At 63.1% G+C, this 21,267-nt stretch carries 19 protein-coding genes; 14 read left to right on the top strand and 5 right to left on the bottom strand.

The window, feature by feature from the left end:
• Positions 1-37 precede the first annotated feature (37 nt).
• The 6 genes from mtgA (at position 38) to tdh (ending at position 6,853) form a co-directional block, all read left to right on the top strand.
• The gene (mtgA, locus tag AACZ65_RS02515) at positions 38-679 is read left to right on the top strand and encodes a monofunctional biosynthetic peptidoglycan transglycosylase (protein ID WP_339667760.1); all 642 of its coding nucleotides are present in this window, start codon (positions 38-40) and stop codon (positions 677-679) included.
• A 57-nt stretch (positions 680-736) separates the two neighbouring features.
• Positions 737-1,402, top strand: a complete 666-nt coding sequence (locus AACZ65_RS02510; protein WP_037276049.1) for a glutathione S-transferase family protein — start codon at positions 737-739, stop codon at positions 1,400-1,402.
• A gap of 36 nt (positions 1,403-1,438) precedes the next feature.
• Positions 1,439-2,491, top strand: coding sequence for a tRNA epoxyqueuosine(34) reductase QueG (gene queG / locus AACZ65_RS02505; RefSeq protein WP_339667759.1), 1,053 nt, complete (start codon positions 1,439-1,441; stop codon positions 2,489-2,491).
• Between the two features lie 50 nt (positions 2,492-2,541).
• Complete coding sequence (locus tag AACZ65_RS02500) at positions 2,542-4,542, top strand: hydantoinase/oxoprolinase family protein (RefSeq protein WP_339667758.1); 2,001 nt, start codon at positions 2,542-2,544, stop codon at positions 4,540-4,542.
• An 83-nt stretch (positions 4,543-4,625) separates the two neighbouring features.
• Positions 4,626-5,819, top strand: coding sequence for a glycine C-acetyltransferase (locus AACZ65_RS02495; protein ID WP_339667757.1), 1,194 nt, complete (start codon positions 4,626-4,628; stop codon positions 5,817-5,819).
• An 11-nt stretch (positions 5,820-5,830) separates the two neighbouring features.
• Positions 5,831-6,853, top strand: a complete 1,023-nt coding sequence (gene tdh / locus AACZ65_RS02490) for an L-threonine 3-dehydrogenase (RefSeq protein WP_339668010.1) — start codon at positions 5,831-5,833, stop codon at positions 6,851-6,853.
• A 4-nt stretch (positions 6,854-6,857) separates the two neighbouring features.
• Here tdh and AACZ65_RS02485 read toward each other — a convergent pair whose 3' ends face one another.
• Complete coding sequence (locus AACZ65_RS02485; RefSeq protein WP_037276058.1) at positions 6,858-7,316, bottom strand: Lrp/AsnC family transcriptional regulator; 459 nt, start codon at positions 7,314-7,316, stop codon at positions 6,858-6,860.
• A 139-nt stretch (positions 7,317-7,455) separates the two neighbouring features.
• Between AACZ65_RS02485 and ald the strand changes: the two genes are divergently transcribed.
• From ald to AACZ65_RS02465, 4 genes are all read left to right on the top strand, one after another.
• Positions 7,456-8,568 carry an alanine dehydrogenase gene (gene ald / locus AACZ65_RS02480; protein WP_339667756.1) on the top strand — a complete coding sequence of 371 codons (1,113 nt, stop codon included), beginning with the start codon at positions 7,456-7,458 and terminating at the stop codon, positions 8,566-8,568.
• A gap of 122 nt (positions 8,569-8,690) precedes the next feature.
• Complete coding sequence (locus AACZ65_RS02475) at positions 8,691-9,737, top strand: ABC transporter permease (RefSeq protein WP_037276062.1); 1,047 nt, start codon at positions 8,691-8,693, stop codon at positions 9,735-9,737.
• A gap of 15 nt (positions 9,738-9,752) precedes the next feature.
• Positions 9,753-10,937 carry an ABC transporter permease gene (locus tag AACZ65_RS02470; protein ID WP_339667755.1) on the top strand — a complete coding sequence of 395 codons (1,185 nt, stop codon included), beginning with the start codon at positions 9,753-9,755 and terminating at the stop codon, positions 10,935-10,937.
• A gap of 56 nt (positions 10,938-10,993) precedes the next feature.
• Entirely contained in the window at positions 10,994-13,081 is a 2,088-nt protein-coding gene (locus AACZ65_RS02465) for an ABC transporter ATP-binding protein (RefSeq protein ID WP_339667754.1), read from the top strand.
• An 11-nt stretch (positions 13,082-13,092) separates the two neighbouring features.
• On the opposite strand, the gene AACZ65_RS02460 is transcribed toward AACZ65_RS02465, so the two are convergent.
• The 3 genes from AACZ65_RS02460 to AACZ65_RS02450 all read right to left on the bottom strand — a co-directional run bounded on the left by AACZ65_RS02460 (position 13,093) and on the right by AACZ65_RS02450 (position 14,943).
• Positions 13,093-13,389 (bottom strand): CcdB family protein, encoded by a 297-nt coding sequence (locus tag AACZ65_RS02460; protein WP_339667753.1) that lies wholly within the window; start codon positions 13,387-13,389, stop codon positions 13,093-13,095.
• A complete protein-coding gene (locus tag AACZ65_RS02455) occupies positions 13,389-13,634 on the bottom strand; it encodes a type II toxin-antitoxin system CcdA family antitoxin (protein ID WP_339667752.1) in 246 nt (81 codons plus the stop codon). The genes AACZ65_RS02460 and AACZ65_RS02455 overlap by 1 nt, the downstream gene beginning before the upstream one ends.
• Before the next feature lie 91 nt (positions 13,635-13,725).
• Entirely contained in the window at positions 13,726-14,943 is a 1,218-nt protein-coding gene (locus tag AACZ65_RS02450) for an MFS transporter (protein ID WP_339667751.1), read from the bottom strand.
• A 131-nt stretch (positions 14,944-15,074) separates the two neighbouring features.
• Here AACZ65_RS02450 and gyrB point away from each other — a divergent pair, with 131 nt between their 5' ends.
• The 4 genes from gyrB (at position 15,075) to AACZ65_RS02430 (ending at position 20,438) form a co-directional block, all read left to right on the top strand.
• Entirely contained in the window at positions 15,075-17,492 is a 2,418-nt protein-coding gene (gyrB, locus tag AACZ65_RS02445; RefSeq protein ID WP_037276076.1) for a DNA topoisomerase (ATP-hydrolyzing) subunit B, read from the top strand.
• Between the two features lie 74 nt (positions 17,493-17,566).
• Positions 17,567-18,595, top strand: coding sequence for an iron ABC transporter substrate-binding protein (locus AACZ65_RS02440; protein ID WP_339667750.1), 1,029 nt, complete (start codon positions 17,567-17,569; stop codon positions 18,593-18,595).
• Positions 18,568-19,590, top strand: a complete 1,023-nt coding sequence (locus AACZ65_RS02435; protein ID WP_339667749.1) for an iron ABC transporter permease — start codon at positions 18,568-18,570, stop codon at positions 19,588-19,590. The genes AACZ65_RS02440 and AACZ65_RS02435 overlap by 28 nt, the downstream gene beginning before the upstream one ends.
• On the top strand, positions 19,590-20,438 hold the full coding sequence (locus tag AACZ65_RS02430) for an ABC transporter ATP-binding protein (protein ID WP_339667747.1): 849 nt from the start codon (positions 19,590-19,592) through the stop codon (positions 20,436-20,438). The genes AACZ65_RS02435 and AACZ65_RS02430 overlap by 1 nt, the downstream gene beginning before the upstream one ends.
• Here AACZ65_RS02430 and AACZ65_RS02425 read toward each other — a convergent pair.
• Entirely contained in the window at positions 20,386-21,249 is an 864-nt protein-coding gene (locus AACZ65_RS02425) for a branched-chain amino acid aminotransferase (protein WP_339667746.1), read from the bottom strand. The two genes, AACZ65_RS02430 and AACZ65_RS02425, sit on opposite strands and share 53 nt — an antisense overlap.
• Positions 21,250-21,267 lie beyond the last annotated feature (18 nt).

Genomic DNA, 21,267 nt, shown 5'->3' with positions numbered 1-21,267 from the left:
CCGGGCAAGGCCCCGATGGACCCCGACCGCATGGCTGATGCGGTGGGGCATTGTTGCGGTGCTGATCGTGCTGGGGGTGATCGCCCTGCATCGCGAGGTTGCGCCGCCCAAGACCTATTACATGGGTCAGGAAGAGCGGCGGCTGGGGCGGATCGCGCACGACTGGGTGCCAATGACGCGGATCGCGCCGGTGATGGCGCGGTCGCTGGTGGCGGCGGAGGATGCCAATTTCTGCCAGCACTGGGGCTTTGACATGGCCGCCATTCGCACCGCGATTGCCGAAGGGTCCGGGCGCGGGGCCTCGACCCTCAGTCAGCAGGTGATCAAGAATGTCTATCTCTGGCACGGGCGCAACTGGGCACGCAAGGCGCTGGAGGCGAGCCTGACACCAGCGCTGGAAACGCTCTGGCCAAAGCGGCGGATCGTCGAGGTTTATCTCAACGTGGCGGAGTTCGATGAGGGGGTTTTCGGGATCGAGGCCGCAGCACAGCACTATTTCGGCGTCAGTGCCGCCGATCTGAGCGCGGTGCAAGCGGCGCGGCTGGCGGCAGTACTGCCCGATCCCAAGGGGCGTTCGGCGTCAAAGCCAACAAAGGCGTTGCGCAATCGGGCCGCCGGAATCCTCGACGGGGCGGCAACGATTGACCGAGATGGGCGCGCGTCCTGTTTCGAGGATTGAAAATCACGCCCAAAGGGGGCATTGAAGGGCGACCCCCAAGACCACAGGTAATCGTCAATGGCCAAGCTCTATCATGTCCCGCTCTCGCCCTTTTGCCGCAAGGTGCGGCTAAGTCTGGCGGAAAAGCGGATCGAGTGCGAGCTGGTGGAAGAGCGCTATTGGGAGCAGGACCCCGATTTCCTGCGCCGTAATCCGGCAGGCAAGGTGCCGGTGCTGCGGATCGACGGCAAGACCATGTCGGAGAGCGCGGCGATCTGCGAATATCTGGAAGAGAAATATCCCGAACCCTCCCTGATGCCCAAGGGCACCGATGCCCGCTACGAGGTGCGGCGGCTGGTGGGATGGTTCGATGACAAGTTCCACCGCGACGTGACAGCCAAGCTGGTGTACGAGCGGGTGAACAAGAAGGTGATGAAACTGGGCTTTCCCGACAGCCGAAATGTCAAGGACGGGGCCAAGGCGATCAAGTATCACCTCGATTACATGGCATGGCTGTTGGATCACCGGCGCTGGTTGGCGGGGGATGTGATGACGCTGGCGGATTTCGCCGCCGCCGCGCATCTGAGCGCACTGGACTATATCAGCGACGTGGATTGGACACGCAGCGAGGCGGTCAAGGATTGGTACGCCAAGATCAAGTCGCGCCCGGCGTTTCGCGGGATTCTGGCGGACCAGGTGCCGGGATTCCCACCGCCCGCGCATTATGCCGATCTGGATTTCTAGATCGGGGGGCGCTGCCCCAGAGGTATGTTGCGCCAGATGACTATTGGGCTGAAACAGAGACTGATTGCGCAGGCGAAGGCCGAAGGGTTTGACGCCTGTCGTTTGTGTCGTCCTTGGGATGTGGGGCATGTGCCGGAGCGTTTGGCGGCCTTTCTCGGGCGGGGCTATCACGGGCAGATGGGCTGGTTGGCGGAGCGCAGCGCGTGGCGCGGCGCACCACAAGTGCTCTGGCCCGAGGCGCGCACTGTGATCATGCTGGGCGAAAGCTATACGCCCGAGGAGGATCCCCTGACCGGGCTGAAGCGGTCGGATTGCGGCAATATCTCGGTTTATGCCCGTAACAGAGACTATCACGATACGGTCAAGAAGCGATTGAAGCGGCTGGCGCGTTGGCTGATCGAGGCAGGCGGCGGCGAGGTGAAGGTGTTTGTGGACACCGCCCCCGTGCCCGAAAAGCCGCTGGGGCAGGCAGCGGGGCTGGGATGGCAGGGCAAGCATACCAATCTGGTGAGCCGTGATCTGGGAAGCTGGTTCTTTATCGGATCGGTGTTCACGACCCTTGAAATAGAGACTGATCTGGCGGAAGTCGATCATTGCGGGTCGTGCCGCGCGTGTCTGGATGTCTGCCCGACCGATGCGTTTCCGGCGCCCTATCAGTTGGACGCGCGGCGTTGCATTTCCTATCTGACGATCGAGCACAAAGGCCCGGTGGACGAGGAATTGCGCCCCGGTCTGGGCAACCGGATCTATGGCTGTGACGATTGTCTGGCGGTCTGTCCGTGGAACAAGTTTGCCGTGGCTGCGCGCGAGGTGAAGTATCACGCGCGCGACGACCTGCTGGCGCCACGGCTGGCGGACCTGGCCGCGCTCGACGATACGGCGTTTCGCGAACGGTTTTCCGGAAGCCCCATCAAGCGGATCGGGCGCGACCGGTTCCTGCGCAACGTGCTTTATGCGATTGGAAATTCCGGCGATGGTTCGCTGCGCCGTGTGGCGCAGGGCCATTGCGAGGATCCCGATGCGGCGGTGGCGGATGCGGCGCGCTGGGCCGTGCTGCGACTGGATCGTGACGCAAACGGGCTGGCATAGGCGGCAAAACCCGCTACACCCCTAGCCTGACAGGCAAAGAGGGCAGGCAGATGGCATTGTTGTTGGGCGTGGACACGGGTGGCACCTATACCGATGCCGTGCTGATCCGGGATGAGCGCGAGGTAATCGCAAGCGCCAAGGCGCTGACGACACGGCACGATCTGGCGATCGGGATCGGAGAGGCGGTTGAGACGGTCCTGCGCGAGAGCGGGGCGGATGTGGCCGAGATCGGACTTGCCTCGCTCTCGACCACGCTTGCGACCAATGCCTTGGTCGAGGGGCAAGGCGGGCGCGCAGGCCTCGTCTATATCGGGTTTCGCGCGGCGGATTTGCAGACGCATGGTCTGGCCGAGGCGCTGGGCGGTGATCCCGCCCTTGTCCTGACAGGCGGTCACAACCATGCCGGGGGTGAGGCACAGCCGCTGGACAAAGACGCGCTTTTGGCTTGGTTAGAGACTGGAACAGGGGCCGAAGCCTATGCGGTGGCCTCGCTCTTTGCCACGCGCAATCCGGCGCATGAACTGGCGGCGGCCGAGATGATCCGCGCGGCGACAGGGCGGCCTGTCAGCCTGTCGCATCACCTGTCGGCCAAGCTCAACGGGCCGAAACGGGCGCTGACCGCGCTGCTCAATGCGCGGCTGATCGGGATGATTGCGCGGCTGATTGACCGGGCCGAGGGCAAGCTGGGCGAGTTGGGCATCCATGCGCCGCTGATGGTGGTGCGGGGCGACGGGGCGTTGATCAGCGCGGATCAGGCGCGGGAACGGCCCATCGAGACGATCCTGAGCGGACCTGCGGCAAGCATTGTGGGCGCGCGCTGGCTGACCGGGGCGGAACATGCGCTGGTGTCCGATATTGGCGGCACGACGACCGATGTCGCCGTGCTGCGCGAGGGGCGACCGGCGATTGACCCCGAAGGCGCACGGGTGGGCGCGTGGCGCACCATGGTCGAGGCGGTGGCGATGCGCACCTTTGGCCTGGGCGGCGACAGCGAGGTGCATGTGCGTGACGAGGGGCTGGAGGGGGGCGTGACCCTTGGGCCGCGTCGTGTGGTTCCGGTGAGCCTGATGGCGGCGGAGGCCGGCGCGGCGGTGCGCGCCGTGCTGGAGGAACAACTGCGCGCGACAGCGCCCGGAGAGCATGACGCAAGGTTCGTTCGTGCGGTGCCGGGGATTGAGGCCGGTGGCCTTGGCGAGCGGGAAGAGGCACTGTTGGGCCGGATTGGGGACGATGTGCGCCCCGTGGGCAAGGTGCTCAAGACCCGGATGGATGGTGCGGCACTGACACGTCTGGTGCGGCGCGGGCTGGTGCAGGTTGCGGGCATCACGCCGTCAGACGCAAGCCATGTGCTGGGCGGATTGGACAGTTGGGATGCCGAGGCCGCGCGCATGGCGCTGGAACTGGTGGCACGCAAGCGGACGGGATCGGGCAACCGGCTGGCCGAGGGGCCGGAGCATTTGGCGCGGATGATTGTGGATCGGTTGACGTATCAGACAAGTTTGGCCTTGTTAGAGACTGCTTTTGCCGAGGAAGAGATGGATTTCGGCCTCTCTCCCGCGACCCTGGCCGAGCATGTTCTGATGCAGCGGGGCCTTGATGGGCATCGCGGGCTGGTGCGGATCGAAAGCGGGCTGGCGGTGCCGGTGATCGGGCTGGGGGCCTCGGCGGCCAGCTATTACGGCGCGGTGGGCGCGCGGCTGGGATGCGAGATGATCCTGCCCGCGCATGGCGGCGTGGCCAATGCGATCGGCGCGGTTGTGGGCCGGGTCACGATCCGGCGCGGCGGCACGGTGACATCGCCGTCCGAGGGCAAATACCGCGTGCATCTGGAGAGCGGGCCGCAGGATTATGCCGCCTCTGACGCGGCGATGACGGCGCTGGAGACGGTCCTGCGCGCCGAAGCGCAAGCCGAGGCCGAGGCGGCGGGGGCGGTCGATATCCATGTGACAGCACGGCGTGAGGTCAAGGAAGCGCAGGCCGAAGCGCGACGGGTGTTTCTGGAGGCGGAAATCGTGGTAGAGGCGAGTGGGCGGCCACGTATCGCCGTCTGACGGGATTGGGGGGCGCTGCCCCCCGTCGCCCGAGGGGCGACTCCCCCCGAGGTATTTGACGGCCAGATGAATGGGAGGGGACGATGAGCGCGGCGGATCGGTTTGAGGCGGACATGGCGGAGCGGCTGGAGGGTTTGCGCGCCGAAGGGCTCTACAAGAGCGAGCGGGTGATCGCCTCGATGCAGGCGGGCGAGGTGCGGCTTGCGGATGGGCGCGCGGTGGTGAACCTCTGTGCGAACAATTATCTTGGGCTGGCGGATAATCCGGAGGTGATCGCGGCGGCGCATGACGCGCTTGATCGCTACGGGTTCGGCATGGCCTCGGTGCGGTTCATCTGCGGCACGCAGGAGGAGCACAAGGCGCTGGAGGCGCGGATCGCCGGGTTTCTGGGCAAGGAGGATGCGATCCTCTATGCGGCGGCGTTTGATGCCAATGCCGGTCTCTTCGAGACCCTGCTGGGGCCAGAGGATGCTATCATTTCGGACGCGCTCAACCATGCGAGCATCATCGACGGCGTGCGGCTGTGCAAGGCGGAGCGCTATCGCTATGCCAATCGGGACATGGCGGATCTGGAGCGCTGCCTGAAGGAGGCGGCGGGCGCGCGGCATCGGATGATCGCCACGGATGGCGTGTTCTCGATGGATGGCTATTACGCGCCACTGGACGAAATCTGTGATCTGGCGGAACGGTATGACGCGATGGTGATGTTGGATGATTGCCATGCCACCGGGTTTGTCGGACCGACCGGGCGCGGCACGCCGGAGCGGTTTGGGGTCATGGACCGGGTGGATATTCTGACCGGCACGCTGGGCAAGGCGCTGGGTGGCGCCTCGGGCGGCTATACGGCGGCAAGCGCGCGGGTGGTGGATTGGCTGCGGCAACGCTCGCGGCCCTATCTGTTCTCGAACACGCTGGCGCCGGTGATTGCGGGGGCATCGCTCAAGGTCTTTGACATGCTGGAGGACGGCGCGGAACGGCGCGCGCGGCTGTGGGAAAATGCGTGGCATTTCCGCGAGAAGATGAGCGCGCTCGGGTTCGAGCTTTTGCCGGGCGAACATGCGATCATTCCGGTCATGCTGCGCGATCCGAAACTGGCGCAAGAGATGGCGGCACGGCTGAACGCGCGGGGTGTCTATGTGACCGCCTTCAGTTTTCCGGTTGTCCCCAAGGGGCAGGACCGGATCAGAACGCAGATGAGTGCCGGGCTGAGCCGCGACATGCTGGATCGGGCGATTGATGCCTTTGGCACCGTGGGCCGCGAATTGGGGGTGATCTGATGCAGAACGAGATGAAGGCACTGGTCAAGGCCAAGGCAGAGCCGGGGTTGTGGATGGAATATGTGCCGGTGCCCGAGGTGGGGCCGACGGATGTGCTGATCAAGGTGAAGAAATCCGCCATTTGCGGCACCGATGTGCATATCTGGAAATGGGACGAGTTCAGCGCGAAAACCGTGCCGGTGCCGATGGTGGTGGGCCATGAATTCGTTGGCGAGATCGTCGATACCGGGCCTGCGGCGGTGAAATACAAGATCGGTCAGCGGGTGAGCGGTGAGGGGCATATCGTTTGCGGCACCTGCCGGAATTGTCGCGCGGGCCGGGGGCATCTGTGCCGAAACACCAAGGGCGTGGGCGTGCACCGGCCCGGTTCCTTCGCGGAATATGTGTGCATCCCCGAGATGAACGTGGTCCCGATCCCGGAGGATATTCCCGACGAGATCGCGGCAATCTTCGATCCCTTTGGCAATGCGGTGCATACCGCGCTGAGTTTCGATCTGGTCGGTGAGGATGTGCTGGTCACGGGGGCCGGACCCATCGGGATCATGGGCGCGCTGGTTGCGCAAAAGGTCGGTGCGCGCAAGGTGGTGATCACCGATATAAACCCCTATCGCCTGGATCTGGCGCGGCGGATGGGGGTGCAGCATGTGGTGGATGTGGGCAATCAGCAGCTGCGCGATGTGATGGCCGAAATCGGCATGACCGAAGGCTTTGACGTGGGGCTGGAAATGTCGGGCGCCGCCCCCGCGATGCAGCAGATGATCGCGCGGATGAACAATGGCGGAAAGCTCGCGCTGCTGGGGATTGCGCCGACGGAATTCGCGGTGGATTGGAACGCAGTGATCTTCAAGATGCTGCATATCAAGGGCATCTATGGCCGCGAGATGTTCGAGACCTGGTACAAGATGATCGCGCTGGTGCAATCGGGGTTGGATGTATCGGGGCTGATCACGCACCGGATCGGGATCGACGATTTCGAGCAGGGCTTTGCCGCGATGATTTCGGGCAATTCCGGCAAGGTTGTGATGGATTGGTGAGGGATCAGAGCGGCAGCGCCGTGGTCTTGAACACGGTGCGCAGGGCAAAGCTCGATTGCATCTTGGCCACGCCGGGCAGCCGGGTGAGGTATTGCCGGTGGATACGCGCGAAATCCTCGGTATCCTCGGCCACGACCTTGAGAATGTAATCGGCGGTGCCGGCGGTGAGATGGCATTCGAGCACGTCCGGCACCCTCGATACCGCCTTTTCAAAGGCGTCGAGCACCTCGTCGGCCTGCGTGGTCAGGGTGATCTCGACAAAGATCGTGGCGGGAACGCCCATCTTACGGGCATCGAGCAAGGCGACATAGCCCTTGATATACCCCTCGGATTCGAGCCGCTGCACGCGGCGGTGACAGGCGGAGGCGGAGAGATTGACCTCTTCGGCGAGGTCGGCATTGGAAATACGGCCACGCCGCTGAAGAACATGCAACAAGCGACGATCTGTCGGATCAAGGGACATTCACGCAAGACCTTTCCAACTAATCAAACAATTCCAGAAGGATATTCACAGAATACCGTGAAAGGCGAGCAAAATTTCAATCTCCTTGCGTGCGTTCCGGTGCAGACTCCGCGCCAAATCTCGCAGGGAGGAGTTTACCATGAGAATCGGATGTCCGACAGAAATCAAACCGCAGGAATTCCGCGTGGGCATCACGCCTATTGCCGCGAAAGAGGCCGTGGGCCATGGCCACGAAGTTCTGATCCAATCCGGCGCAGGCCTTGGGGCCGGGTTTGACGATGCGGCCTATCAGGCGGCCGGGGCCAAGATCGTTGGCACCGCCCAAGAGATTTTCGCGCAAGCCGACATGGTGGTGAAGGTCAAGGAACCGCAGGCCGTCGAGCGCAAGATGCTGCGCGAGGGGCAGGTTCTGTTCACCTATCTGCATCTGGCACCGGACCCGGAACAGACCAAGGATTTGTTGGCCTCTGGGGCCACCTGCATCGCCTATGAGACAGTGACGGATCGCTCGGGCGGCCTGCCCCTGCTCGCGCCGATGTCTGAAGTTGCCGGACGTCTGGCACCGCAGGTTGGTGCATGGACGTTGCAAAAGGCCAATGGCGGGCGCGGCGTGCTGATGGGTGGCGTGCCCGGTGTGGGCCCGGCGCGGGTGATCGTGATCGGCGGCGGTGTCGTGGGCACCCATGCGGCCAAGATCGCGGCCGGCATGGGCGCGGATGTGACGGTGCTCGACCGCTCGCTGCCGCGTCTGCGCTATCTCGATGACGTGTTTGGCGGCACGTTCAAGACCGGCTATTCCTCGGCCGGGTTGCTGGAAGAGCTGCTGCCGCTGGCGGATATGGTGATTGGTGCGGTGCTGATCCCCGGTGCGGCCGCCCCCAAGCTGGTGCGCCGCGACCAGTTCGGAATGATGAAGCCGGGTTCGGTGCTGGTGGATGTGGCGATCGACCAGGGCGGATGCTTTGAGACCTCGCGCGCCACAACGCACCAGGACCCCATCTATGAGGTCGACGGGATCATGCATTACTGCGTGGCGAACATGCCGGGCGCGGTTGCGCGCACCTCGACGCTGGCGCTGGGCAATGCAACGATGCCCTTCATGCTGGCACTGGCCGACAAGGGCTGGAAACAGGCCTGTGCCGATGATGCCCATCTGCTGAACGGGCTGAATGTGCATGCGGGCCAACTGACCTATGCCGCCGTCGGTGAGGCGTTGGGGATGGCGACGGTCGACCCCAAATCGCTGGTTTGAGGAATTGCGCCCCCGGTCTGAACGGTCCGGGGGCGTTTTCTGACAAGGCGGTGTCGCAAATGATGCTGGACCGCCCGCGCCCTCTCGACTAGCGTCAGGAAAAACGCCAACAGGGGGCGGCCATGGCCATGTTCATCCTGCGCCGCGTCGGGGTTATGATCCTGACGGCGCTCTGCCTGACGTTTATCGTCTTTTTCCTGACGAACCTGTATCCCAATCTGGAAAAGCTGGCCAAGACCCAAGGCGATTTCCGCATGAGCGACGAGGAAGTGGCGAGCTACCTCGGGCGCAATGGCTATTTGCAGCCGATGACGGTGAAATACGGTCAATGGCTGGGTGTGGTGCCGGGTTTCGTGATCGAGGACCGCGACGGGGTCACACGCGGTCAGTGTATCACGCCCGACATCGCCCCCGAGGACGCGCCCCGGTTCTGCGGCATCCTGCAAGGCGACTGGGGCTATTCCACAGTGTTCCGCGAGGATGTGGGCAAGATCCTGAGCGACAAGCTGGCGCTGACCGGCAGGCTCATGTTCTGGGTGATGGTGCTGATGGTGCCATCGGCGCTGATATTGGGGATTCTGGCAGGGATGCGTGAGGGGTCGCGCACCGACCGCACGCTCTCGACCTTTGCCATCACCACCACGGCCACGCCGGAATATGTATCGGGCGTGCTTTTCATCGCGGTGTTTGCCAGCACCGCCGTTGGCCTCAAATGGTTCAAGGGCACGGCAACGGCGGCGATGGACAACCCGACGTTCGAGAATTTCTTTCTGCCGGTGCTGACCATCGCGCTCTATGGTATGGGCTATATCGCGCGGATGACACGGGCCAGCATGGCCGAGGTGATGACCGCGCAATATATCCGCACCGCGCGCCTCAAGGGCGTGAGTTTTCCCAATATCGTGATGAAACACGCGCTGCGCAACGCGCTGATTGCGCCCTTTACGGTGATCATGCTGCAATTTCCCTGGCTTTTGAACGGGGTGGTGATTGTCGAAACCCTGTTCAACTACAAGGGCTTTGGCTGGACGCTGGTGCAGGCGGCGGGCAACAACGACATCGAGTTGCTCTTGGGGGTGTCGGTGATTTCGGTTGTGGTGGTTCTGGTGACGCAGCTGATTTCGGACATCGGCTATGTCTTTCTCAATCCGCGCATCAGCGTGCGCTAAGGGGGTATCGAGGCCATGGAACCACTGAGCTGGAGCGAGATTGCCCTGCGGATGCTGGGGCTGTTCCTGCCGGTCTGGATCGCGCTGATCGTGACCTTTGCGGTGTCGATCGCGTTCAAGCGGCGTCTGGGCCTCTATGGCAAGCTGTTTGACAGCCCCATCGGGATGATCGGCTTTGCCATGGTGATGTTCTGGGTGTTCACCGGCATCTTTGGCGGGGCGTTCGACATGATCGTGACGCATGATGTGCTGTCACAATCCGCCACGATGAAGAACAAGGGGCCGGGCACGCCCTTTACGCAGTTGATGGGCACGCCCGATCCGGGGGCCTATCCCTATTACCTGTTGGGCGGGGACAACCTGGGCCGGGATGTGTTCAGCCGGATGGTGGCGGGCGCATGGGAAGTGATCAAGATCGCGCCCTTTGCCAGCATGTTCTCTTTCATGGTGGGGATCACGCTGGGCCTGCCTGCGGGCTATTATGGCGGGCGGCTGGATACGCTCTTGTCCTTCATGGCCAATCTCATCCTTGCCTTTCCGGTGATCCTGCTCTTTTACCTGCTGGTCACACCGGAAATCGTGCAGACGGGAATTCCGGTCTATATGGCGGCGGTGCTCTTTCTCTTTCCCATCGTGTTCCTGCTGCTGTTGTGGAACTCGCGCTATCACACGCAGCCCTCGCGGCGGAATGTCTATGTGGGGATCACGCTGGTGATCGGGCTCTGGCTCTATCTCGGGATTGCCTGGGATGCCGATCCGCTGGGGCTGGTCAGCTTTCCGCCCAACCTCCTGGTGGTGTTCGTGGCGGTTGTGTTCGTCAATTCGCCCACGGTGTTTCGCATCGTGCGCGGTCTGACCATGGACATCAAGACACGCGATTACGTCGCCGCCGCGCAGACAAGGGGCGAGCGGCCTTGGTACATCATGCTGTGGGAAATCCTGCCCAATGCGCGCGGGCCGCTCTTGGTCGATTTCTGTCTGCGGATCGGTTATACGACGATCCTTTTGGGCACGCTCGGATTCTTTGGTCTGGGCCTCAGCCCCGAGAGCCCGGATTGGGGCAGCACGATCAATGACGGGCGCAAATTGCTGACGATGTATCTGCATCCGGCACTTCCGCCTGCCTTTGCGCTCTTGTCGCTGGTACTGGGGCTCAACCTCTTGGCCGATGGTCTGCGCGAAGAAAGCCTGCGTGATTGAGTATTTGAAGAACGCTGAAAGAGGGCGGCAGCGCCCCGGTGAATATGGAGATGGACATGGCCAAGCTGGACTATGACGGGCCGATCCTCGAGATCGAGAACCTGTCGATTTCCTTTTTCACCCGGCTGCGCGAGATTCCGGCGGTGATGGATTTTTCCGTGACGGTGCAGCCCGGCGAGGCGGTGGGGCTGGTGGGGGAATCCGGCTGCGGCAAATCCACCGTGGCGCTGGGGGTGATGCAGGATCTGGGCGTGAACGGGCGCATCGTGGGCGGGTCCGTGCGATTCAAAGGCCGCGATCTGGGGCAGATGAGTGCTGCGGAGTTGCGCGACATTCGCGGCAACGAAATCGCGATGATCTATCAGGAACCAATGGCAAGCCTGAACCCGGCCATGCGGATCGGCAAGCAACTGATCGAAGTGCCGATGATCCACGAGGGCATTTCAGAATCCGAAGCCTGGGCGCGCGCGCTGGACGTGGTGCGCGATGTGAAGCTGCCGGATCCCGAGCGGATCATGCGCAGCTATCCGCATCAATTGAGCGGTGGGCAGCAGCAGCGGATCGTGATCGCCATGGCCTTGATGTCGAAGCCCGCGCTGCTGATCCTGGATGAGCCGACGACCGCGCTTGACGTGACGGTCGAGGCGGCAGTGGTGGAACTGGTCAAGGATCTGGGCAAGAAATACGGCACCTCTATGCTGTTCATCAGTCACAATCTGGGGCTTGTGCTTGAGACCTGCGACCGCATTTGCGTGATGTATTCCGGCGAGGCGGTCGAAACCGGCAGTATCGAGGATGTGTTCGACAAGATGCAGCATCCCTATACGCAGGCGCTGTTCCGGTCCATTCCCCTGCCCGGCGCGGATAAGAACACGCGGCCGTTGAAGGCCATTCCCGGCAATTTCCCCTTGCCGCATGAACGCCCAGAGGGCTGCAATTTCGGACCGCGCTGCGATTACTTTCAGGCCGGTGTATGCGATATGGGCGATATTCCCATGGCGGCGATCAAGGGCGATGACCGGCATTTCACCCGTTGCCTGCGGTTTGCCGAAATCGACTGGAACGCCCCGATCGAGGCCATGGCGCAGCACGCGGCGACCGCACCGGGCAAAGTCGTGCTCAAGATGGAGAATCTCAAGAAATATTACGAGGTGGCGGCCAACGCGCTCTTTGGTGGGAGCAGCGGCAAGAAGGTGGTCAAGGCCAATGAGACCCTGAGTTTCGAGGCGCGCGAGAGCGAGACATTGGCAATCGTGGGCGAGTCGGGCTGTGGCAAGTCCACATTCGCCAAGGTTCTGATGGGGCTCGAGACCGCGACCGAGGGGCAGATCCTGCTGGACAATCGCAGTATCGAGCAGGTGCCCATCGAGCAGCGTGACACGCAGACCGTGGCCGATGTGCAGATGGTGTTCCAGAACCCGTTCGATACGCTCAACCCGTCGATGACCGTGGGGCGCCAGATCATCCGCGCGCTTGAGGTGTTCGGTATTGGCGACACGGATCAGGCGCGGCGGGATGAAATGCTGCGCCTCCTCGATCTGGTGAAACTGCCGCGTGAATTTGCAGAGCGCATGCCCCGGCAACTCTCGGGCGGGCAGAAACAGCGCGTAGGCATCGCCCGCGCCTTTGCCGGCGGCGCACGGATCGTGGTGGCGGACGAGCCGGTGTCGGCGCTTGATGTCAGCGTGCAGGCGGCGGTGACGGATCTCTTGATGGAGATTCAGCGCAAGCAAAAGACGACGTTGCTGTTCATTTCCCATGACCTCAGCATCGTGCGTTATCTGAGTGATCGGGTGATGGTGATGTATCTGGGGCATGTCGTGGAACTGGGCACCACCGATCAGGTGTTCGCCCCCCCCTATCACCCCTATACCGAGGCGCTGCTTTCGGCCGTGCCAATTGCCGATACGCGGATCACCAAGAAGCATATCGTGCTGGAGGGGGATGTGCCCTCGGCCATGAATCCGCCGCCCGGATGCCCGTTCCAGACACGGTGCCGATGGAAATCAGAAGTGCCGGGCGGCCTGTGCGAACGCGAAGTGCCGCCCGTGCGCGAACTGGTGCCGGGGCATCAGGTGAAATGCCACCTGTCGCAAGAGATGTTCGATCAGATGGAGCCGGTGATCACGGTTGCGGCGGAATAGGGTCTGTTTGGTCAGAACCCCGAGAAAACCATGTCGAGCGCGCCGCGAATTTCACAGTCACGGTCCCGGAGATCAGCGACAGCCGGGACCGTAAGCACAGCCGATCTGACAGCGGCCATTTCCGCGACATGCAGGACATGCGCCGCACCGTCGAGTTCAAATATCGGCTCAAGACGGGTCAAAGGCGGTGGCCCACTCTTTAACGGCACCAGAGGGGCGACGATCCGTGTCCCGATGTCGATCAGGTCGGTCTGCACATCGAGAACGAGCGTCTTGTTCGGCAGGCGGTAAACGTGAAACTGCGCCATCAGTCGGTCTTGAGGACTTGGTACTCGGACAGAGGCAGGGCATTGTCCGCGCTCCAGATGCGGCGGGCCTTGATGGCCTCGGCATTCTCTTCGTTCCAAGCGCGCGCCTGTTCTGTCCGCACGGCGCGGGCCAAGGCCGCTTCGCTGATGGACGACACATTCAGTTTCAACGCGCGGGCCTCTGACAAGAGACCGGCGTCAACGGTGATATTGGTGCGTTGCTTTTCCCGAGCGGATCGCGGCATGTCTCACCCTCCGTTGCTATGCACGGATATACACATCTTTAGTGTGTCATTCAACGCACAAGGCCGCGACGGAGTAGGGTCTGCGCGCCAGCTAGAGCGTCAGCGCCCCGCGCGCGCGCAACACGCCCACGGTCATCATCACGCTGGCAAAGACGAAATAGACCGCGATGAGCACGAATTGCGTCTCGATCCCAAGGCCCAGATCAATACCAAGCCCGGTCAACCCCGGCCCGATGGCCGATCCCAGAACCATGACGGCAGCGGCCATGGCCTTGATACTGCCGAGATGCGCGGTGCCATAGAATTCCGCCCAGAAGGCATTGGGCAGCGTGCTGTTGGCCCCCGTGGTCAACGCCAGAAACACAAAGCCCAAGAGCAATAGGCCCGGCCCGTCAGACAGGGCAAAGAGCAGAAAGGCGGCAACCATCGGAAGTTGCATGAACGGCAAGAGCCGCGCCGTGCCCAGCCGGTCGAGCGCCCAGCCCGAGAGGATCATCGCGCCGATGCCCACCGCCGTATAGACCGGAAACATCGCCACCAGCGCCACATGGCTGACGCCCTTGACCTCGGCGATATGGACCTGATGAAAAAAGAACGCGGTGTTAAAGGCGGAAGGGCCCAGGAGGGCGGGCACCATGAACCAGAAGAGGTAATGTCGCAGCGTTTCCTTGCGGGTCCAGTGGCGCGCGTCCATGCCGAGCGATTGGCTGCTTCCGGCCCAGCTTTGCGGAGTGCGCTCTCGCCTCAGGAGCACCAGCAAGAGCGGGATGCCCAAACCGGCGACAAGCGCCGCCGCCACCCAGAGCAAGCGCCAGTCATAGACCGTCAAGAGTGACACGAAGATGAGCGGCAAGAACGCCTCGCCCAGCGCAAAGCCCAAGGTGGCGATGGACAGCGCCTTGCCGCGCGCCGCCACGAACCAGCGCGCCATGGCAACCACCGCCAGATGGCTCAGCATGCCCTGCCCCGTGAACCGCAACGCAAAGATCACCAGCGGCAGCAGCCACCAGACTGGGTTGACCGCCATGAAAAGGCACGCGCCGACCATGAGCACCAGAACCAGCGGTGCCAGACGGCGCACGCGAAAGTGGTCGGTCAGACCCCCGGCCCAGACCATCACCAGCGCCGACGCCGTGGTGCCCAGCATATAGATGCCGCCCCATTGTCCGTGGCTGAGACCAAAGGTGTCGCGGATTTCCCCGGCGAAAATCGAGATGAAATAGGTCTGCCCGAAGCTGCTGAGAAAGGTCAGCAGAACCCCGGCGGTGAGCCAGGGCGCATTGTCACGGAGAAAGGCGAGAATCGGCATGTGCCTTGTTCGCGCGAAACGCCGCTGAAGGAAAGAGGAGCCCGCAGAGGCGGCGCAAAATATGGGGGAATGACGTGACATTCCCCCCCAGACTTCGTATAAAATGGCAAAACTTCCGAAGGAAAATTCGCATGTCCGAACCCGCCGCCGCGCCCGAAGAATATGGTGCCGATTCCATCAAAGTTCTCAAGGGGTTAGAGGCAGTCCGCAAGCGTCCTGGGATGTATATCGGGGATACCGATGACGGCTCGGGTCTGCACCATATGGTGTATGAGGTCGTGGACAACGGCATTGACGAGGCACTGGCCGGTCATGCCGATGCCGTCAACGTCACGATCCATGCGGATTCCTCTGTTTCTGTCAGCGACAACGGGCGTGGCATTCCGGTAGATATTCACGAGGGTGAAGGCGTCTCTGCGGCAGAGGTCATCATGACCCAATTGCACGCGGGCGGGAAATTCGACAGCAATTCCTACAAGGTTTCCGGCGGTCTGCATGGGGTGGGCGTGTCGGTTGTGAATGCCCTGTCAGAGTGGCTGGAGCTGCGCATCTGGCGGGGAGGCAAGGAACACTATGCCCGCTTCGAGGGCGGCTTTACCGTAGAGCCGCTGCGCGTGGTGGGTGACGCGGGTGGCCGCAAGGGCACCGAGGTGCGCTTTCTCGCCTCGACCGAGACTTTTTCCAATCTCGAATACAGTTTCGAGACCCTGGAAAAGCGCCTGCGCGAACTGGCCTTTCTCAATTCCGGGGTGCGGATCATCCTGACGGATGAGCGCCCGACAGAGCCGCTCAAATCCGAACTGTTCTATGAGGGTGGCGTAAAGGAATTCGTCAAGTATCTCGACCGTCACAAATCCCCCGCCATGCCCGAGCCGATCTTTATCACCGGCGAGCGGGACGACATCGGCATCGAGGTGGCGATGTGGTGGAATGACAGCTATCACGAAACGGTGCTGCCCTTTACCAACAACATCCCGCAGCGCGATGGCGGCACCCATATGGCAGGCTTTCGCGGGGCATTGACGCGGACCATCAACACCTATGCCCAGACCTCTGGCATCGCGAAGAAGGAAAAGGTGACCTTCACCGGCGATGACGCGCGCGAGGGCCTGACCTGTGTTCTGTCGGTCAAGGTGCCCGATCCCAAATTCTCGTCCCAGACCAAGGACAAGCTGGTCAGCTCCGAGGTGCGCCCGGCGGTCGAGGGGTTGGTGGGCGAAAAGCTGGCCGAATGGTTCGAGGAAAATCCGCAGATCGCCAAGGTGATCGTCGGCAAGATCATCGAGGCCGCCCATGCCCGCGAGGCCGCGCGCAAGGCGCGTGAACTGACGCGCCGCAAGAACCCGATGGATGTGAATTTCTTGGCGGGCAAGCTCAAGGATTGCTCAAGCAAGGACCCCTCCAAGACCGAACTGTTCCTCGTCGAGGGTGACAGCGCCGGCGGCTCTGCCCAGACGGGCCGTGACCGGGGCACCCAAGCGGTGCTGCCGCTGCGCGGCAAGATCCTCAATGTCGAACGCGCGCGGTTCGACCGGATGCTCGGCAGTCAGGAAATCGGCAATCTGGTGATGGCGCTGGGCACCGGCATTGGCCGCGATGAATTCGACATCAAGAAACTGCGCTACCACAAGATTGTCATCATGACCGATGCCGACGTGGACGGCGCGCATATCCGGACGCTGCTGCTCACGTTCTTTTACCGCCAGATGCCCGAACTGATCGAGGGCGGATACCTCTATATCGCGCAGCCGCCGCTCTACAAGGTGATGCGCGGCAAGTCCGAGGTCTATATCAAGGACCAGATGGGGCTGGAGGATTACCTGATCGCCCAAGGCACCACCGATGCCGCCTTGCGCCTTGGCTCGGGCGAGGAAATCGCCGGTCCGGACCTTGTGCGCGTGGTCGAAGAGGCGCGGCAAGCGCGGCGTATCCTCGAGGCGTTTCCGACGCATTATCCCCGCCACATCCTAGAACAGGCCGCGATTGCCGAGGCGTTCCTGCCCGGTCGCGTGGACAGTGACCTGCAGGGCGTGGCCGATACCGTGGCAAGCCGGCTCGACATGATCTCGAACGAATACGAGCGTGGTTGGCAGGGGCGCCCGACGCAGGACAAGGGGATGCGCCTGTCGCGCATCGTGCGCGGGGTCGAGGAAATGCGCACGCTGGATGGTCCAGTGCTGCGCGGAGGTGAGGCGCGCAAACTGGCGCAACTGACCACGCAACTCCGCGATATTTACCGCGAGCGGGCCACGCTGATCCGCAAGGACCGGGTGCAGGCCATCTTTGGGCCGCTCGACCTGTTGGATGCGATCCTCAAGGAGGGGGAAAAGGGGCTGAGCCTGCAACGCTATAAGGGTCTGGGCGAGATGAACCCCGATCAGCTCTGGGAAACCACGCTTGATCCCGAGGCGCGCACGCTGTTGCAGGTCAAGATCGACGATGTGGCCGAGGCTGACGATCTCTTTACCAAGCTGATGGGCGATGTGGTCGAGCCGCGCCGCGAGTTCATTCAGGACAACGCGCTCAACGTCGCCAATCTGGATTTCTGACGGAGACCGCCTATCTCACGCGCAGGGTGCCATGGGTTCGGTTGGGGCACCCGCGCAGCAAAAGGGCCACTGACATGCGATACCTGCTGCTGATCCTGTCGCTCTTGGCCGCGCCCGCCCAAGCCCGAAGCGTCACCGACAGCGCGGGGCGCGTGGTTGAGGTGCCCGAAACGGTCGGGAGCGTCTTTGCCGCTGGACCGCCTGCCGCGATCCTTGTTTACATCCTCAAGCCCGAGGCCCTGACCGGCTGGCCTAGGGCGCTGCGCCCGGAAGAGCGCGCCTATATCGCCGAACCCTATCGCGATCTGCCCGAAACCGGGCGGATCACCGGGCGCGGCGGTGAGGCCAACCTTGAACGTGTGCTTGCGATCAAGCCCGATCTCATCCTCGATTTCGGCTCGGTACGCGACACCTATGTTGATCTTGCCAACCGCGTGCAGAACCAGACGGGGATTCCCTATCTGCTGATCGACGGACGATTTGAGAAGACGCCCGAGGCGCTGAGACTCCTTGGTGCCGCGCTGGGCGTGCCCGAACGGGCCGAAGCGCTGGCAACCCATGTCGAAAGCGTCTTTGCCCGGATCGACGGCCTGCTCGCGGATGTGCCCCAAGAGACCCGCCCGCGCGTTTATCTCGCCCGCGGTCCAGAAGGGCTTGAGACCGGGATGAAAGGCTCCATCAACACCGAGATCATCGAACGCGCCGGCGGGCGCAATGTTGCGGATGACGGGGGTGCGACGCGCGGGCTGGTTCAGGCCTCGATGGAGCAGATTCTGGTCGCCAACCCCGAGATCATCTTGACCTGGGACCGGAATTTTCATGCCGGTGTGTTTGACAATCCCCTCTGGCAAGGGATCGATGCGGTACGCAACGGGCGTGTGCATCTGTCGCCCACGGCACCCTTTGGCTGGATCGACCGGCCTCCGTCGCTCAACCGGATGATGGGGCTGATCTGGATGGCGGGATTGCTCTATCCCGAGCACTGGCGCGGCGATCTGCGCGCGGAAACACGCGCGTTTTACAAGCTCTATTACCATGTTGATCTGAGCGATGCGGAACTGGAAAGGCTGCTGGAATGGGCCGAGGGACGACCGCCGAACTAACCCGGCAAAAGCCGGTGCTGACCTTGACGGGGGCGCTGGCGCTTGGCGTTGCGATCTTGGCCTTTGGTGCCCTGATGCTGGGTCCCTATGCGCTGACACCTGCCGAAACGCTCGCCGCTCTTTTGGGACGCGGGGACAGTCAGGCACAGATCGTCGTCTGGAACATTCGCCTGCCGCGCGTGGCGGCGGCCATTCTGGTCGGGGCCGCGCTGGCGGCGGCCGGGGCCAGCTATCAGGCGCTCTTTCGCAACCCGCTTGTCTCGCCCGATATTCTTGGGGTGTCTTCTGGCGCGGGGCTTGGGGCGGTGGCCGGGATCTTTCTGTCGCTGCCGGTGGCGGCGATTCAAGCCTCGGCCTTTGTCGGCGGCATGGCTGCGGTTGGGGTTGTCACCCTCGTCGCGGCGCTGGTCCGCAATACCGACCGGACGCTGACATTGGTGCTGATCGGGGTCGTGATCGGCGCATTGGCGGGGGCGGCCACCTCGCTGCTCAAGGTGATGGCCGATCCCTATGACCAATTGCCCGCCATTACCTTTTGGCTTCTGGGCTCTCTCGCCGCGATCACGACCGAGGATATTCGCCCTGCCCTGCCGCTTGTCCTGCTTGGGCTGGTGCCGCTGGTCCTGTTGCGCTGGCGGATCAATGTCCTCAGCCTCGGCGATGAAGAGGCCCGCGCGCTGGGTGTCGAGGTTGGGCGCACGCGGTTCCTTGTGATCGCGGCCGCCACGCTTATCACCGCGAGTGTGACAGCCCTCGCCGGGGTCGTGGGCTGGGTTGGCCTTGTCATCCCGCATATCGCGCGGATGCTGGTCGGGCCGGGCTTTGGCCGCCTCTTGCCCACCTCGGTGCTGATCGGTGCGGCCTATCTGCTGATTGTCGATACTGCCGCGCGACTGATGGCACAGACCGAGGTGCCGTTGGGTATCCTGACCGCCGTGATCGGCGCGCCCTTCTTTGTCTGGTTGCTGGCGCGCGGGCGGCGAGGCTGGTCATGATGCTGCGGGCGCGGGATCTGAGCGTCGGCTATGGCGCGGCCGTCATCGGCACGGGGATCGGGCTGGACGTGCAGGCCGGTGAGATCCTGTGCCTGCTGGGGCCGAACGGCTGTGGCAAGACCACGCTCTTTCGCACGCTTTTGGGCCTGTTACCGGCGCGCGCGGGCACGGTCCTGTTGGGAGGCAAGCCGCTTACGGCGCAGGCCCGCGTTGAGATTGCCCGTCAGGTCGCCTATGTCCCGCAGGCCCATGCGCCGCCCTTTCCCTTTGAGGCGCTCGAAGTGGTGCTGATGGGGCGCACGGCGCGTTTGGGGCTCTTTGGCCAACCGGGGGCGCGGGATCGCGCGGTGGCGCGCGATGCGCTGGACCGGCTTGGCATCGGCGCGCTTGCGCATCGCGATTACGCGCGGCTGTCGGGTGGCCAGCGACAGCTTGTCCTGATTGCGCGCGCATTGGCCCAAGAGGCGCCCCTGATCGTCATGGACGAACCCACCGCCAGTCTCGATTTCGGAAATCAGGCGCAGGTTCTGGCGCAGATTCGCGCGCTGGTGACCGAAGCGGCCAGCGAGGGCCGCAGTGTCATCCTGTCGACCCATGATCCCGATCAGGCCTTTGCCCTGGACGCCCGCGTTGTGGTGATGAAGGACGGGCGCATCTTTGCCCAAGGGGATGCAGACGCGGCGCTGACCAGCGCCACGCTCAGCGCGGTCTACGGGATCGACATCACGGTCGAGACAACGTCATCGGGGCGCAAGGTATGCCTGCCGTCGCTGCGCCACCCCGCGCGACCGCCCCTCAATTCGCGGAATGCGCCCAGTCCCAATAGAGTTGACGCACCTTTTCGGTGACGGGGCCGGGTTTGTATTGCGTGTCCTCAAAGGCCGAGACGGGTGTGACCTTCATCAGGTTGCCGGACAGGAACACCTCGTCCGCCGCGTGAAAATCGTCGAAGGTCATCACGGTTTCATGCACCTCGATGCCTGCGCGGCGCAGGTTCTCGATATGCCGCGCGCGGGTGATACCCGCCAGAAACGTCCCGTTGGGAATGGGTGTGAAGACCGCGCCATCCTTGACGGCAAAGACATTGGCGGTCGCGGTTTCCGCCACATTGCCCAGCGCATCCGCGACCAGCGCATTGCCAAAGCCACGCCCGCGCGCCTCTTTCAGCATCCGTGCATTGTTGGGATAAAGGCATCCCGCCTTGGCATTGACCACCGCATCCTCGAGCACCGGACGCCGAAACCGCGTGCGGCAGAGCGTCGTGCTGAACCCCTCTGGCGGCATCGGAATTTCCTCGAGGCTGATGGCGAAACCGGTGGCGCCCTCCTTGGGCACGATCCCCAGGTCGCCCCCTTCGAGCGCCCAATACATCGGCCGGATATACACCGCCGCCTCTTTGGGATAGGCGCGCAACCCCTCCCAGACGATCTCGACCATATCCGCCGCTTCGACGGTCGGCGTGATCATCAACGCATGGGCCGAGGCATTGACGCGGGCGCAATGCTTGGCCAGATCCGGGGCAATGCCATCGACATAGCGCGCGCCGTCAAACACCGTCGTGCCGAGCCATGCGCCATGGTCCGCCGCGCGGATTACCGCCGGATCGCCCGCCTGCCATGACCCGTTGAAATATGTGCGAATATTCGTGCCCGTCGCCATCTGCGCGCCCTCTCCTGA

It is taken from the genome of uncultured Roseovarius sp., assembly GCF_963972555.1.
GTDB classification, from domain to species: Bacteria; Pseudomonadota; Alphaproteobacteria; order Rhodobacterales; family Rhodobacteraceae; genus Roseovarius; species Roseovarius mucosus.
The sequence above is the reverse complement of the archived record's forward strand: the minus strand, read 5'-3'. Positions and strand labels throughout refer to the sequence as shown.

Excerpts from the sequence above, each read along its gene's own strand:
- AACZ65_RS02460 (WP_339667753.1), bottom strand. The coding sequence starts at position 13,389 with ATGGCGCAGTTTCACGTTTACCGCCTGCCGAACAAGACGCTCGTTCTC.
- AACZ65_RS02470 (WP_339667755.1), top strand. The coding sequence starts at position 9,753 with ATGGAACCACTGAGCTGGAGCGAGATTGCCCTGCGGATGCTGGGGCTG.
- tdh (WP_339668010.1), top strand. The coding sequence starts at position 5,831 with ATGAAGGCACTGGTCAAGGCCAAGGCAGAGCCGGGGTTGTGGATGGAA.
- AACZ65_RS02485 (WP_037276058.1), bottom strand. The coding sequence starts at position 7,316 with ATGTCCCTTGATCCGACAGATCGTCGCTTGTTGCATGTTCTTCAGCGG.
- AACZ65_RS02475 (WP_037276062.1), top strand. The coding sequence starts at position 8,691 with ATGGCCATGTTCATCCTGCGCCGCGTCGGGGTTATGATCCTGACGGCG.
- AACZ65_RS02455 (WP_339667752.1), bottom strand. The coding sequence starts at position 13,634 with ATGCCGCGATCCGCTCGGGAAAAGCAACGCACCAATATCACCGTTGAC.
- AACZ65_RS02450 (WP_339667751.1), bottom strand. The coding sequence starts at position 14,943 with ATGCCGATTCTCGCCTTTCTCCGTGACAATGCGCCCTGGCTCACCGCC.
- mtgA (WP_339667760.1), top strand. The coding sequence starts at position 38 with ATGCGGTGGGGCATTGTTGCGGTGCTGATCGTGCTGGGGGTGATCGCC.
- gyrB (WP_037276076.1), top strand. The coding sequence starts at position 15,075 with ATGTCCGAACCCGCCGCCGCGCCCGAAGAATATGGTGCCGATTCCATC.
- AACZ65_RS02435 (WP_339667749.1), top strand. The coding sequence starts at position 18,568 with ATGGGCCGAGGGACGACCGCCGAACTAACCCGGCAAAAGCCGGTGCTG.
- AACZ65_RS02425 (WP_339667746.1), bottom strand. The coding sequence starts at position 21,249 with ATGGCGACGGGCACGAATATTCGCACATATTTCAACGGGTCATGGCAG.
- AACZ65_RS02465 (WP_339667754.1), top strand. The coding sequence starts at position 10,994 with ATGGCCAAGCTGGACTATGACGGGCCGATCCTCGAGATCGAGAACCTG.
- AACZ65_RS02495 (WP_339667757.1), top strand. The coding sequence starts at position 4,626 with ATGAGCGCGGCGGATCGGTTTGAGGCGGACATGGCGGAGCGGCTGGAG.
- AACZ65_RS02510 (WP_037276049.1), top strand. The coding sequence starts at position 737 with ATGGCCAAGCTCTATCATGTCCCGCTCTCGCCCTTTTGCCGCAAGGTG.
- queG (WP_339667759.1), top strand. The coding sequence starts at position 1,439 with ATGACTATTGGGCTGAAACAGAGACTGATTGCGCAGGCGAAGGCCGAA.
- AACZ65_RS02430 (WP_339667747.1), top strand. The coding sequence starts at position 19,590 with ATGCTGCGGGCGCGGGATCTGAGCGTCGGCTATGGCGCGGCCGTCATC.
- AACZ65_RS02500 (WP_339667758.1), top strand. The coding sequence starts at position 2,542 with ATGGCATTGTTGTTGGGCGTGGACACGGGTGGCACCTATACCGATGCC.
- AACZ65_RS02440 (WP_339667750.1), top strand. The coding sequence starts at position 17,567 with ATGCGATACCTGCTGCTGATCCTGTCGCTCTTGGCCGCGCCCGCCCAA.
- ald (WP_339667756.1), top strand. The coding sequence starts at position 7,456 with ATGAGAATCGGATGTCCGACAGAAATCAAACCGCAGGAATTCCGCGTG.